This is a genomic window from Spiroplasma endosymbiont of Acasis viretata (assembly GCF_964031275.1).
Taxonomy (GTDB): Bacteria; Bacillota_I; Bacilli_A; order Mycoplasmatales; family VBWQ01; genus Spiroplasma_E; species Spiroplasma_E ixodetis_A.
The window spans coordinates 326,327-341,284 of record NZ_OZ035019.1 but is presented as its reverse complement, the minus strand read 5'-3'; the positions used below and the strand labels follow the sequence as shown (position 1 = coordinate 341,284).

Annotated in this window: 12 protein-coding genes; 2 read left to right on the top strand and 10 right to left on the bottom strand. The window is 25.3% G+C overall.

Annotated elements, in window-relative coordinates; genetic code table 4:
- Position 1 precedes the first annotated feature (1 nt).
- Together ylxM (AAHM96_RS01865) and ftsY (AAHM96_RS01860) are read right to left on the bottom strand one after the other, a co-directional pair.
- Positions 2 to 316, bottom strand: coding sequence for a YlxM family DNA-binding protein (ylxM, locus tag AAHM96_RS01865; protein ID WP_174481096.1), 315 nt, complete (start codon positions 314 to 316; stop codon positions 2 to 4).
- Positions 309 to 1,292 (bottom strand): signal recognition particle-docking protein FtsY, encoded by a 984-nt coding sequence (ftsY, locus tag AAHM96_RS01860; RefSeq protein ID WP_342273424.1) that lies wholly within the window; start codon positions 1,290 to 1,292, stop codon positions 309 to 311. Before ftsY (AAHM96_RS01860) ends, ylxM (AAHM96_RS01865) begins: the two co-directional genes overlap by 8 nt.
- A 273-nt stretch (positions 1,293 to 1,565) precedes the next feature.
- On the opposite strand from ftsY (AAHM96_RS01860), the gene AAHM96_RS01855 reads away from it, so the two are divergent.
- Positions 1,566 to 2,543 (top strand): IS3 family transposase, encoded by a 978-nt coding sequence (locus AAHM96_RS01855; RefSeq protein WP_342273423.1) that lies wholly within the window; start codon positions 1,566 to 1,568, stop codon positions 2,541 to 2,543.
- Between the two features lie 4 nt (positions 2,544 to 2,547).
- Here the strand turns inward: AAHM96_RS01855 and AAHM96_RS01850 are convergent, their stop codons facing one another.
- Genes AAHM96_RS01850 through ftsY (AAHM96_RS01825) form a run of 6 tightly spaced genes read right to left on the bottom strand, consistent with a single transcriptional unit; the run spans position 2,548 to position 7,365 of the window.
- A complete protein-coding gene (locus tag AAHM96_RS01850; protein ID WP_342273422.1) occupies positions 2,548 to 3,009 on the bottom strand; it encodes a copper homeostasis protein CutC in 462 nt (153 codons plus the stop codon).
- A gap of 18 nt (positions 3,010 to 3,027) precedes the next feature.
- The gene (gene metK / locus AAHM96_RS01845; RefSeq protein ID WP_425288772.1) at positions 3,028 to 4,203 is read right to left on the bottom strand and encodes a methionine adenosyltransferase; all 1,176 of its coding nucleotides are present in this window, start codon (positions 4,201 to 4,203) and stop codon (positions 3,028 to 3,030) included.
- Between the two features lie 11 nt (positions 4,204 to 4,214).
- Positions 4,215 to 5,201, bottom strand: coding sequence for an alpha/beta fold hydrolase (locus tag AAHM96_RS01840; protein WP_342273420.1), 987 nt, complete (start codon positions 5,199 to 5,201; stop codon positions 4,215 to 4,217).
- A 30-nt stretch (positions 5,202 to 5,231) separates the two neighbouring features.
- Positions 5,232 to 6,059 (bottom strand): TIGR00282 family metallophosphoesterase, encoded by an 828-nt coding sequence (locus tag AAHM96_RS01835; protein WP_342273419.1) that lies wholly within the window; start codon positions 6,057 to 6,059, stop codon positions 5,232 to 5,234.
- 15 nt (positions 6,060 to 6,074) lie between these two features.
- Positions 6,075 to 6,389 carry a YlxM family DNA-binding protein gene (gene ylxM, locus AAHM96_RS01830; protein ID WP_174481096.1) on the bottom strand — a complete coding sequence of 105 codons (315 nt, stop codon included), beginning with the start codon at positions 6,387 to 6,389 and terminating at the stop codon, positions 6,075 to 6,077.
- Positions 6,382 to 7,365, bottom strand: coding sequence for a signal recognition particle-docking protein FtsY (ftsY, locus tag AAHM96_RS01825; protein WP_342273418.1), 984 nt, complete (start codon positions 7,363 to 7,365; stop codon positions 6,382 to 6,384). The genes ylxM (AAHM96_RS01830) and ftsY (AAHM96_RS01825) overlap by 8 nt, the downstream gene beginning before the upstream one ends.
- A 272-nt stretch (positions 7,366 to 7,637) precedes the next feature.
- Here ftsY (AAHM96_RS01825) and AAHM96_RS01820 point away from each other — a divergent pair, with 272 nt between their 5' ends.
- Positions 7,638 to 8,615 (top strand): IS3 family transposase, encoded by a 978-nt coding sequence (locus AAHM96_RS01820; RefSeq protein WP_342272797.1) that lies wholly within the window; start codon positions 7,638 to 7,640, stop codon positions 8,613 to 8,615.
- Positions 8,616 to 8,728: 113 nt separating this feature from the next.
- Here AAHM96_RS01820 and AAHM96_RS01815 read toward each other — a convergent pair whose 3' ends face one another.
- Positions 8,729 to 9,727, bottom strand: a complete 999-nt coding sequence (locus AAHM96_RS01815) for a DnaJ domain-containing protein (protein WP_342273417.1) — start codon at positions 9,725 to 9,727, stop codon at positions 8,729 to 8,731.
- Positions 9,728 to 9,867: 140 nt separating this feature from the next.
- Complete coding sequence (locus AAHM96_RS01810) at positions 9,868 to 14,595, bottom strand: ABC transporter permease (protein WP_342273416.1); 4,728 nt, start codon at positions 14,593 to 14,595, stop codon at positions 9,868 to 9,870.
- Positions 14,596 to 14,958 lie beyond the last annotated feature (363 nt).

The window sequence follows — 14,958 nt, the reverse complement described above, 5'->3', positions numbered from 1 at the left end:
TTTATTCTATTTTATCAATTTCTTGTAAAACTTTAATAAAATTATACTTTTCCGTATATTTTTCATATATTACTTGTCGTTGTTTATATTTTTCATAAAGATGCAACTTACTTTCATATTTATTTAATAAAATAATAACTTTTTGTAGACTATCATGAACAGCCGTTCGTGATACTTTTTGTAAATCAGCAATTTCTTGTAAAGATAAATTCTCAATAAAGTAATTTGTAAAATATTGTTTTTGTTTTGCTGTTAATAATGTATTATAAAAAGCAAATAAACTATAATATAAAACTTGTTTTTCTAAACTATTCATTTTCATACTCCACAAACAAATCACTTGTTAAACTAAAAATATACTTATCTAAATCAAACTCTTCCAAGTCATTAATACCTTCACCAAAACCCATTAATTTAACAGGAATATCTAATTCTTCCTTAATAGCAAGAATAATACCACCTTTAGCAGTGCCATCCATTTTTGTTAAAATAATGCCAGTCAAAGAAACAATTTTCATAAATTCTTGTGCTTGATTAATACCGTTTTGTCCAGTTGTACCATCAATTACTAACAATGTTTCATTAGCTTCATGTCCTAATTTCTGAGTAATAATTTTATTAATCTTTTTTAACTCCTGCATCAAATTAACTTTATTTTCTAATCTTCCTGCCGTATCAACAATAATAACATCACAACCTTCAGATTTAGCTGCTTCAACTCCAGCATAAACAACACTAGCTGGATCTTGCTTTGGTGTTCCTAAATAACAAGGAATGCCAATTCTTTCTGCTCAAATTTGTAATTGTTCAACTGCACCAGCACGAAAAGTATCAGCAGCAACTAGAATTGGTTTTTTACCTTGTGTCTTTAATTTAGCTGCTAATTTAGATGCTGATGTTGTCTTACCATTACCATTAACACCAACAACTAAAAATAACGAAATATTATTACTACTAAAATTTAATCTTGTAGAAACCAACTGACCATCAGTATAAATAACAAACATTTTATCAATAATAATATCATTAATATCTTTTGGTTTTGTTAATTTTTGGATTTTGGATTCATGACGAATTTCATCAGTAATAGTTTCTGCCATTTTGTATCCAACATCTGCTAAAATTAATACTTCAGTTAATTCTTCAAAATATTGTTCATCAAGTTGATGATAACGCGCTGCTAATGCTTTAATTTTAGATGCAAATAATGTTCTTGACTTTTTAAGGCCCTGATCATATTTAGTTGTCTTTTGACCAAATAATTTTGTCTTTAAATTTTTAAAAAATGCCATATTTTCACCTACATTGTTTATTATACCAATAAATAACTAGTTATTTATGACATTAATACTTTAATTTTATTAAAATATTAATAGTACGATTTAAAAGTTTTATTTAATAAGTAATTTATTATATTTTAATTTAATAATAAATCCAAAAAAGCCACTTGCCACTTGCCACTTAGCCCTTTTTACTAGACCATTAATTTAAAAAACCTGAATGTATTCTAAAAACAATTGTGTTATATAATTAACACTAATTTTAACCTGAAAGGATTTTTATTAATGGATAAAATTAAACAAATAGCATTACTAATTAACAAATTAAATATCAAAGAAAAAATTAAAATTATTGATGATTGTAAAAATCAATATTCAATTAGAAACCTATGTCAATATCTTCAATTAAACAGATCAACATATTACTTTTTAAAAAATAAACAAAAACCTATTAAAAAAGAAGAAAATCATATTATTAAATGCAATCATAAATATCAAAAAATATGCCAACTTTTAATCGAATTTCATTCTACAAGAAAAGGCAGAATTTATGGATATTTAAGAATTTTTTCAGCTTTTAAAGAGTGATTAAAACAAGAAAAAAATATCATTTTAAATATAGAATTATCAATAAAACAAATGCGAAAAATTATGAAAGAACACAATATTCAAGGATTAAAACAAACTAAAAATAACTATCCTAAAAACAAAAAAAATCCAAATAAGTGAATACCTACAATGGATAAAGTAAACAAAGATTATAAAAGTACAACCTCTTCAAATCAAATTTGATCAATGGACACTAAACAAATAAATACTAAAGAAGGATGATTATATCTTTTTGTAATTATTGATTTTTATTCAAATAATGTTGTTAGTTATAATATTGCTCCTAATAAATCATATCAGGATTTAATTCTTCCTGCTCTTGAAAAAATCAACAAACAATTTTCTTGAAATCAAATAAAAAATGTTATTTTACATTCAGATAACGCCAACGAATTTTATTGTCACGATATCACAAAATGAGCAGAGGATAAACAAATAATTTTAAGCAAAAAACAACCTTATGATATTGGTGGTAATGTATTATCTGAAAACTGATTTTCTCATTTATCTCAAGAATGACTACCTAAAGGATCAAATCAATATTTATCCATCAATGAAGCTATAAATGATGTAAATCAATATGTTATGTTTTATAATTATGAAAGAATACATTCTAAATTTCTAAAACCACCAATTTTACAAATTAAAATTTAGAATTTTATATCAAAAATGGTCCAGTAATTAAGGGCCAACCACCAACACCTAATTTTACTAATTGTTCTAAAGCTTGTTTTTTATTAAAAATTTCATCAAAAGCACGATGAAAAGTTATTTTTAAAGGCTTTGCTAATTTAATAATTTCACTCATTCTTTCAACATCAATATTATTATCTTTAGTTAAAATACCACAAACAATACCTGATGCATGAGTTGTTTTAATAAATTCAATATCTCTTTTAAAGATTTTAAAATCATTATCAGTAACATTAAAACCATTATTATTATTTCTAACCATAACCATTACTGGTTTCAATGAAATTTTACATGCTTCAGCAATCAATTCATAACTTGGAGTATAACCACCAAATTCCATAGCAGTACAAAGTTCAACTTGATCAGCTAAAGAATTATTAATTTTTTCTATATCTTTTAAAGATGTAGCTATTACTTCTAAAAACATAAAATATTTCTCCCCATCTTATTTTTTTGGTAAATAAGTTTTCAATAAACTAACTTTATCTAATTTCTCTCAAGGTAATTGTAAATCATTTCTACCAAAATGACCATAAGTTGATAATTGTTGATAATTTTGTTTCAATAACTCTAATTTATCAATCATAGCACTAGCAGAACAATCAAAGACTTGATAAATTATTTCTGTTAATTTTGCCTCTGTTAAACCGGAAATAATAGTTTGATGAGTATTAACAAATATTGCAATTGGTTCAGGAGTTCCAATTGCATAAGCTAATTGTACTTCACAAATCTTTGCTAAGTTAGCAGCAACAATATTTTTAGCAATATACCTAGCATAATAAGCACCAGTTCTATCAACTTTAGTGGGATCTTTTCCTGAAAAAGCTCCCCCACCATGACAAGCAGCTCCACCATAAGTATCAACCATTAATTTTCTTCCTGTTAAACCAGTATCACCAGCAGGTCCACCAATTACAAATTTACCGGTTGGATTAATTAAATATTTAAAATCAAGATTTAAATGATATTTATTAGCAATATATTGCATAATTTCTGTATGAATAAATGTTTTAAATTGTTTTTCATCATAATTTGCTTGATGTTGAATGCTCATTAAAATAGTATGTATTTTTAAATTTTTAGGGTCTTCTTGATCAATAGTAACTTGCGCTTTCATATCAAGAAGTGCATACTTAAATTTTTTTTCCTTTCGTAATTTTGTAGCTCGTTTAATTAATTCATGTGCTAAAACAATTGCTAATGGCATATATTCTGATGTTTGCTGACATGCATAACCAAACATTATTCCTTGATCACCAGCACCAATTTGATGATTTTTTAATTCAACACCTTGTAAAATATCAGGTGATTGTTCATGAATTAACACTTTAATTTCACAAGTAAAGCCATTGAATCCAATTTCATCATTTATATAACCAATTTCAGTAATAACTTTTCGCGCAATTACTTGATAATCAACTTGAGCGTGACTATGAACTTCACCACCAATTAAAACAAAATTTGTAGTAATAAAAACCTCACATGCTACTTTGGCATGTGGATCTTGTTTTAAAAAAGCATCGAAAATTGCATCAGCAATTTGATCGCAAATCTTATCAGGATGACCAGGAGCAACAGACTCACTAGTAAAAAGAGGATGGGTAATATTAGGTATTAATTTCATATTTTTTAACCTTTCTCAAGTAAAATATTTTTTGTAATTCATGGCATAATTTCATTATCAAATATATCTTTAATATTAGGTTCATTAATTAAAGCATGTTTACCATCAAAAATAAAAACATAACTATGATGTTTCTTCCAATATTTTTTATTAATTTTAAGTTGATGAAAATCACTAAATACATCATCAGCGCTTTGCAAGATTAACGTTGGAAGTTTTGAATTACTAATTTCCATTATACTTTTTTTATTAATTTTTTTAAATTGTAGTAAAAAACGTAATGATCAATTTTGACGATTACTATATCTTTGATTTATATTAGTAATATGAGCATTATTACTAGAAATATCTTGATTTTCAACATAGATTGGCATTTGAATATTAGAATTAAAAATAAAAGCAAAACAAAAACAAATAATAAAACTTAATGAAAATTGATAAAGATTTTTTTTAGTTACTAAATTACTAGTAATTAATGCTGATACTTGTGAATTATTTTTAACAGCATGACTAGCAATAGCTGCGCCTAATGATTCACCAAAAACAATAATTTTTTGATTGGGATATTTAGATTTTACTGCACTTATTATATCTTTTAAATCATTAATATCAGTACCTAATGATTTAAATTTTCAATCTTGTCCATTTTTACCATTACCTCTTCGATCATAAGTAATCAAAGATAGTTGTGATTTTTTATAAAAAGAACTTAGTAATTTAAAATCATCTTTTTGACCTTGCAAGCCATGAGCACCAATAATAATGACTGTACTTTTATCAACCATTTGCTTAAATAATTTTACTTCATAACCATCACGTAAAATAATTACCTTTTCTCGTATTTCAGCAGCTTGTTGTACATGAACATTGTCTTTAATTTTTGCCATTAATAAAATTCTTAAAATTCTTAAAATTACTAATATACTAATCCCAATTAAAATCGAATATAAACCATTTTGCTCAGTAAAAAAATTAGCATTGTTTCATATCATGTTAAAGTTAGTCCCTTCCTATATTTCTAATTATTCGTAAATTTTAAAATTAGGTGCTTGTGGATGAATAAAAATACGTTCAATTTTTTGTGCTTTATTTGTTTCATCATTAATAGTTAATAAAACAGCTGAAAATTGACCTTCACCATCTGCTGGACTAAATTTTGCTGGCATACTTTTTTTATCACGAATAATAACTTCTTCAGCTTTAGCACCAATAATAGAATAAAACGGACCTGTCATTCCAACATCACTAATAAAAGCGGTACCTTTTGGTAATAAACGATTATCTGCTGTTTGAACATGAGTATGAGTTCCTACCACACAAGTAACTTGACCATCAAAATTTCAAGCAAAAGATAACTTTTCCGCTGTTGCTTCAGCATGAAAATCAATAATATGAATGTCACTTTTTTCTTCACTATTTTGTTTATCAATCGTAATAAGTTGTTCAAGAGCAAAATAAGGATTATCAGATTTATCCATGAAAGTACGACCAATTAAGTTTGTTACACGCACTTTTTTATTACCAACTTTAACTAAAATTGTACCATTACCTGGATGATAAGGATTATAATTTAAAGGACGCAATAAATCGGGAGTTGTATTAATATACTTAGGAACATCAGGATGACCAAAAATATGATTACCGGTAGTAATAATATCAATACCAGCATTTTTTAATTCATCATAGTGTTTTTTACATAATGATTTACCATGCGTAGTATTTTCACCATTCGCAACTACTAAATGAATCTTAAATTGATTTTCATATTCCTTTTTTATTTTAGGAATTCAATATTTAACCATTTGTCTACCAACAATACTGTAAATATCACCAATTATTAAAATTTTCATTAATTTCCACCTGCTTTATTCTATTTTATCAATTTCTTGTAAAACTTTAATAAAATTATACTTTTCCGTATATTTTTCATATATTACTTGTCGTTGTTTATATTTTTCATAAAGATGCAACTTACTTTCATATTTATTTAATAAAATAATAACTTTTTGTAGACTATCATGAACAGCCGTTCGTGATACTTTTTGTAAATCAGCAATTTCTTGTAAAGATAAATTCTCAATAAAGTAATTTGTAAAATATTGTTTTTGTTTTGCTGTTAATAATGTATTATAAAAAGCAAATAAACTATAATATAAAACTTGTTTTTCTAAACTATTCATTTTCATACTCCACAAACAAATCACTTGTTAAACTAAAAATATACTTATCTAAATCAAACTCTTCCAAGTCATTAATATCTTCACCAAAACCCATTAATTTAACAGGAATATCTAATTCTTCCTTAATAGCAAGAATAATACCACCTTTAGCAGTGCCATCCATTTTTGTTAAAATAATGCCAGTCAAAGAAACAATTTTCATAAATTCTTGTGCTTGATTAATACCGTTTTGTCCAGTTGTACCATCAATTACTAACAATGTTTCATTAGCTTCATGTCCTAATTTCTGAGTAATAATTTTATTAATCTTTTTTAACTCCTGCATCAAATTAACTTTATTTTCTAATCTTCCTGCCGTATCAACAATAATAACATCACAACCTTCAGATTTAGCTGCTTCAACTCCAGCATAAACAACACTAGCTGGATCTTGCTTTGGTGTTCCTAAATAACAAGGAATGCCAATTCTTTCTGCTCAAATTTGTAATTGTTCAACTGCACCAGCACGAAAAGTATCAGCAGCAACTAGAATTGGTTTTTTACCTTGTGTCTTTAATTTAGCTGCTAATTTAGATGCTGATGTTGTCTTACCATTACCATTAACACCAACAACTAAAAATAACGAAATATTATTACTACTAAAATTTAATCTTGTAGAAACCAACTGACCATCAGTATAAATAACAAACATTTTATCAATAATAATATCATTAATATCTTTTGGTTTTGTTAATTTTTGGATTTTGGATTCATGACGAATTTCATCAGTAATAGTTTCTGCCATTTTGTATCCAACATCTGCTAAAATTAATACTTCAGTTAATTCTTCAAAATATTGTTCATCAAGTTGATGATAACGCGCTGCTAATGCTTTAATTTTAGATGCAAATAATGTTCTTGACTTTTTAAGGCCCTGATCATATTTAGTTGTCTTTTGACCAAATAATTTTGTCTTTAAATTTTTAAAAAATGCCATATTTTCACCTACATTGTTTATTATACCAATAAATAACTAGTTATTTATGACATTAATACTTTAATTTTATTAAAATATTAATAGTACGATTTAAAAGTTTTATTTAATAAGTAATTTATTATATTTTAATTTAATAATAAATCCAAAAAAGCCACTTGCCACTTGCCACTTAGCCCTTTTTACTAGACCATTAATTTAAAAAACCTGAATGTATTCTAAAAACAATTGTGTTATATAATTAACACTAATTTTAACCTGAAAGGATTTTATTAATGGATAAAATTAAACAAATAGCATTAGTAATTAACAAATTAAATATCAAAGAAAAAATTAAAATTATTGATGATTGTAAAAATCAATATTCAATTAGAAACCTATGTCAATATCTTCAATTAAACAGATCAACATATTACTTTTTAAAAAATAAACAAAAACCTATTAAAAAAGAAGAAAATCATATTATTAAATGCAATCATAAATATCAAAAAATATGCCAACTTTTAATCGAATTTCATTCTACAAGAAAAGGCAGAATTTATGGATATTTAAGAATTTTTTCAGCTTTTAAAGAGTGATTAAAACAAGAAAAAAATATCATTTTAAATATAGAATTATCAATAAAACAAATGCGAAAAATTATGAAAGAACACAATATTCAAGGATTAAAACAAACTAAAAATAACTATCCTAAAAACAAAAAAAATCCAAATAAGTGAATACCTACAATGGATAAAGTAAACAAAGATTATAAAAGTACAACCTCTTCAAATCAAATTTGATCAATGGACACTAAACAAATAAATACTAAAGAAGGATGATTATATCTTTTTGTAATTATTGATTTTTATTCAAATAATGTTGTTAGTTATAATATTGCTCCTAATAAATCATATCAGGATTTAATTCTTCCTGCTCTTGAAAAAATCAACAAACAATTTTCTTGAAATCAAATAAAAAATGTTATTTTACATTCAGATAACGCCAACGAATTTTATTGTCAAGATATCACAAAATGAGCAGAGGATAAACAAATAATTTTAAGCAAAAAACAACCTTATGATATTGGTGGTAATGTATTATCTGAAAACTGATTTTCTCATTTATCTCAAGAATGACTACCTAAAGGATCAAATCAATATTTATCCATCAATGAAGCTATAAATGATGTAAATCAATATGTTATGTTTTATAATTATGAAAGAATACATTCTAAATTTCTAAAACCACCAATTTTACAAATTAAAATTTAGAATTTTATATCAAAAATGGTCCAGTAATTAAGGGCCAACCACCTATCAATCAATTTTTCTTGATTTTAACTAAAAATAAAAGATTGCTTTTGCAATCTTTTTAACTTGTTTTATTAAATACATGATGAATTTGATGGTTTATATCCACTTGTTGAAGGTTGATTTTGTAAATCCATTGCATTTATTTTTTTAGTTTTATTAAAACTTAATCGGTTGATTTTTTCTTCAAATACATGTTTCTCATTATTAGCAATTTCTTTTTCTAATAATAAATTTTTAAGTTGATCAGTTTTAATTAAAATATCCTTATTTATATCTTTGTTCTTATTAACACAACCAAAAGTAAAAATAATAATAATATAATTTAATACTGAATTTATTTTTTTCTGTTCAAAATGTGCAATATCTCTTTCAATATTGGTAATTTCTCTTTCAATATTGGTAATTTTTTTAGTTATATTTAATAAATTTTTTTGATTTTGTTTTATTTTTAATTTTTTCATTTTTTTTAAAAAAAATTCAGAAATTTTCTTATCTTTTGAAAAATCTTTGGCAAAAGATAAACTATCATTACCCATTTTATCTTTTTCAATAAAATTAGCACCCTTATCAATTAATAAATTAATAAATTTTAAATCAGCATTACCCATTATAGCATAATGTAAAGGAGTATTATCTCTATTATTTTTGATATTTATATTAGCGCCATATTTAATTAATAGATCTGCAGTTTCTAAAAAATTATGAAAACATGCATAATGTAAAGGAGTATTACCAGAATTATCTTTTTCATTTATATTTAAATTATTTATTTTATTAGTAAGAAAATAAATAACTTCCTTATTATTACCATTTTGTAAAAAGTAAATAAAAAGTTTTTGATCAAAAACTTTTCTTAAGTTTTCATCTGTTAATATTCTTTTTGCTTCATTCAATTCTTGCATTTTAAGTTTTGATTGAGGATTATTATTTTTATCTGGGTGAGTTTTTAGAGCAGTCTGTTTGAATTTTTTTTTAATTTCTGCTACTGATGCTGTTGGTAATACATTTAATATATCATAATAATTAGAAATTAATGATTTATCTTTCAAAATTCTTTTTTCTCCTTTCAAAATAAAAAACCCATTTACTTTAAAATAAAGTAATGAGTTAAAAACAATATTTAGTTTTCAAATAAAGTATACATATTTGACTATTAATTTGGTAAATTTAAATATTTAAATTTACCAAACATTCTTTAGTGAACTTTATTTTATTCATCAGATTTTAATAATTCAATTAAATTCATTTTATTTAATTCATGATTATTAATAATAAATGTTGAAATATATATACCACCAATTATGATAAAACTTACTGGTAATATTCATCATGTTATTGTAAATGGTAAAGCCACACCAACAAAACTAATAAGAATATTAATTAAACCATAAATAGCAAGGTAACCTAGGGCAAACCCTACAATATAACCAAGTAATGCTCAAGGTGTAAAAATACCTAAAGTAAAAGAATTAATTTCTCAATTAGTATATCCTTCTGCTTTCATATGAGCCATAAAACGACGAAATTGATCGGTAAATAAATCAGTAATCATAATAACAATTAATATTGAACAAATAATCGTTGTCACAATAAATAAAGCACTAGCACTGAAAGCAATATCTGACATTTTAGTAAGCATTGCTTGTTGTCTTGATAATAAATAATTTTTTTTGACCATTGGTATATTTTGATTACCACTTAAACTAGTCGTTGCATAAATAGTATAATCATCTAAATTTGATTTAAAACTCATTCTTCCAATTAAATCAAAAACATTAGCATTAGCACTTAACTTACCATTAAATCATTGAAATACATCCGTTCCTGAATAATAAGGATTATCATCAATATAACTATAACCCATAATTTCATTAGCTCATTTTTGATCAACATAGGCTTTAGGAGTATCATAAGAATCTTGAATTCCCACAACTTGATATGTATGAAGTGGATTATCATTACCCGTAATATTTTTTCATCATGTTGGCATGTTATTTTTAATATCTGCTTGTAAACTATCAGCATTAATATTATTTTCTTTAGTTAAAATATTATTATTAACCATTCCCATAAATCATTCTGCTGGGCGGTTTAATAAAATACTTAATGGATCTTTAGGATCAAATCCATTATATGACTTTACCAAATCATATGAAAAAGGTCTAATTCATTTACCTGTTAAATCGGAAATATTTTCTAAATTAAATTCAATAATTTTAGTCCCATCAGCTGTTGGAATTGTACCCTCTATAGCATGATGATCAATATCAGAAGGCAATTTTAATCAAATATCATTAACATTATTTCAAGTACTAGGTTCATTATTTATAATTGGTTGTCCTTTTTCATCATACATACCATTATACCTAGTACCATGGATATCACTATATTCTTTACTATTATCAGATAATTTTATTTTTTGATCACCACGATAATTTCATTTTGTTCCACTTTTTGATCAGATGCCACCATTTGTAGTATAAGAATCTGTTGGTGGTGTTTCACCGTAATATCAATTTTCTTTTGATAAAGGAATACTTTTACCATGAATATTTTTATAACATAAAGTATTAACTTGTGGTACACCACTAAATTGTGAACCAACATCTAATCCAAATTTAGATTGAAAAGCACGATTGATAACCATTGGAATAGCATTAGCATTAGCATTATATTTTAAAGCTTTAACTTCATCATTTTTTAATACTAACATTGCAGTATTGGGATTAATCCCAATAACATCCATTAGTTCTTTTTTAGCAATTTTTGTACTTTCATCAACACCAACTTTAAACTGTGTTACTAATTCTTCATCTGGTCCATTAATATCACCATTATTAGTAGTTTTTGGATTAAAAGCAATAGTATTATGACCAATACTAAAATAATCATAAGGATCTTCTTTAATATTAGGTCTTGGCAAACTATCAATACTCTGACGAACAAACCCCGGTAATACTTGATTTAAAATTTCTTTAATTGCCTCTGGACCAGGGGGCACTCCAGGATTGGGAACCTGCAAAATATTAGGTAATTGGCCACTTGCAAAATTAACAATATTATATGAAAATATTTTTGATGGTGTATTATCTTCTTTACTTAAATCAGTTATTAACTGATTACTAAAAGCTTTGCCACCTAATCAACTATATGATCAAACTAAATCATTAAGATCTAATGTCCCTGTTGATTGTTCTTGATAATAAGAGGACATTTTTTTTATAAACTCTGCTCTTTCAGATTCAGGAAAAGATGAATCGAAAGTAAAAATATCAGCAAAATTATTAGTTAATTTTTCTTTTTTAAACAATAATGGATTATATCATCCAACACGTGCCTTTTTCTCATCATAAACAATTTTATCTTCAGGTCAAGGCATAGCACCATAAGTTGGATAATATTTCTCACCACTTGGTCGATTAAAAAAATCTCATGAATATAATCCATATTTACTCATCGGCATATTCGGCATTGGTGTTTGATACTCATAATAATTTTTATATTTTTGAGTTTTGAAATAATTAACTTTTAAACTATTAATAGTGGCAGGAACTAGTGTTGTTGCTACAATTGAAAGTGAAGCTAAAGTAATAACTCCCGAAGTAACTAAAATTTTTTTTCAACTAGTTTTTGATAATGATAATAAAAAACGAAGACGAAAATTATTTTGTAAAAACTTGCTAGCTCTACTTTTAGGAACACCTAAAGCTAAATCACTATCTTTTTTAATTAAAAATAAAGGATCACGTTTTAAAAGACGAAAGGCAGTTAATAAAGTAACAACTGTAATAAAACCAATAATTAAAACAATTGAAATAAATAATGGAACAACATCAAAGTTAAAAACATTATATGGTAAAACAAATAAAGTATTAAAAATCTCAGTTAAATATACCTGAATTACAAGACCAACAATTCAGCCAATTGGAATTGCAATTAATAGCGTTAATAATGGATATGCCAAATAAGAAATCGTAATTTGTCATGTTTTATAACCTATTGATTTTAAAATACCCATTGAAACTTGTCCATGTTGGATTGCCTTTTTAACAATTAAAGTGGTGATAAAAATAACAACCGCTAGTAAAAATAATACGCCTGCTATTGCTGCAAATAAAAACCCAATTATTGCTGAATTAAATATCTTTTCTTTACTATTATAAAGCGAAAACTGACTATTGCTACTTGTAACTACAGGATTTGGATTAATAAGATATGTAGAAGATGATTGTGGTGTTGGGTTAGTATTACCATATTTCTCAACTAAATACTTATTATAATCATATTGATTTAAATCACTAACACCATTATCACTAAATATTGTTTTTTGAAAAAAATCATTAAATAAATCAACATCAAATTCATGAATACTATTTTTAGGAATATTATTTCATTTTGTAAAATACATTAAAGTATTATCGGTTTTATCTGCTGTCTTATATCAATTTCCATCATTTCATGCTGAAGGTGTAACATAAGCAATAAATTCAGTTCTTGTATTAGGAATTGGATCTAAGTCACTAATCGTTGGATAAATATCATAAGCATCACCACCAATACCACTAACAATAAAGTCAGTACCATTAATATTAATATGATAGCCTGGTTTATACGCTTTATTACTTTTATTTTTTCTTGCATATTGTGGCGTAATAACTATTTCATTTTTACTTGTTGGTGCAACACCTTCAAATACTTTTAGATTAGTATGATTTAAAGCATTAGGTAAACTAATATCAATAATTTTAGTATTAATTTGAGTATTATTAATTACTCCAGCACTGGCAGTAAATTGATTACGAACATATAAATCACGCATTTGTAATGCTGCAACCGCACGAATTAAATATGTAGAAAATGCATCTCTTTCAGTGCCATCACTAATCACATTATAGTTAAAAGGTGAATGATAACCAATAGAAGTATTAGTAAAATTAGTATAAATCTTACTATCTGATTCTTCTGCAGAAAAATTACGATAAATTCTCATTCATTGACCATTCATACCATACTCATTATCTAATTTTGGATCAGTTTCAGTTTCCTTAACTACTTTAATAAAAAGTTCATTTCTTTCTGTTGGATCTTGCAAATTAACACTATCAGGAATAGTAGCATCATTAGAAGAAGATCTAAAATTTATTTTATTTTCTAAAATTCAAGTGGTAACTTTATCATTATCAGTTTCCTTTAATATCGGATCTGTTGAATGTTTTGTAATCCATTCCTTAATAAAAGTATTAATAGATTGAAGAATATTGGGTGCTGTTTTTTTTAAGAAAACATCGCGATATAAATCATCTGCTGCTGTTTTAAAATGGTTTTTTAAATTTTCATTAGCAGCATTTTTTGATTTTAATAATAATTGACCATAGATGCTTGCTTTAACATTATTATTATTCAAATTAAAAACTAAAGGATTATCCGGATTTGTTCATCTTATATCATTAAACCCAGTAATATTGCCAGTATTATCACGAGTATAATCAATAGTTAAGTTATCTTTAGTGATTGGTAGTATTTCTTGATCTGTACCTATTTTTGTATCATCAAAATAAAGCGCTTTAGTACTTTTACTATTAGTTCCATCTTGAACATAAAATCGACCTAACTTTAAACTAAAAGCTTGATTAGCAATTTGTTTAATACCTTGCGACACTGGTGAATAAGGTAAAACAGCATCAAACTTAAGATCATTTAATCCTAATTGATTACTTCCTTCAATCATTCTAACGTATGATATTCAACTTCCAGTAACCAACGAAGTTGCAAAAGCAGTAAGTAATAGTAAAATAACTAATTGTAATTTACTTTTTCATGTAGCAACTAAAGTCTGCTTTAATAGTAACGCATTCTTAAATAAACTTTTTTTTGATTTCTTATTAGTAGATACCATTTTTTTATTATTCGCTTTTTCGCGTTTATTTAACCTTGCCATTACAGTTCTCCCTAATTCCTGAAATTAAAATTTTGCATTTAATTTTAATTATTAAGTTCACATATGGATTAATAATATCACACTTATACAAAATTAATATATAGGATAATTTTAAAATAAATAATAGATAGTTTTTATAATGTTTAATTTTTCTCTGTTTGATATATTACCATATTTAAATTGTTTATTTAAATAAATTTTAAAATTAAAATAACTAATGATACAATTTGTAAGAAATGAATTTAATTATTTTCAGAGTTAAATATATTAAATTTTAGTAAAATAAAATTGACAAAAATAACAGTTTATTTAAGGAGAACTGCTATGAAAAAAGTATTTACCAAGTTAGGAATTATCTTAATA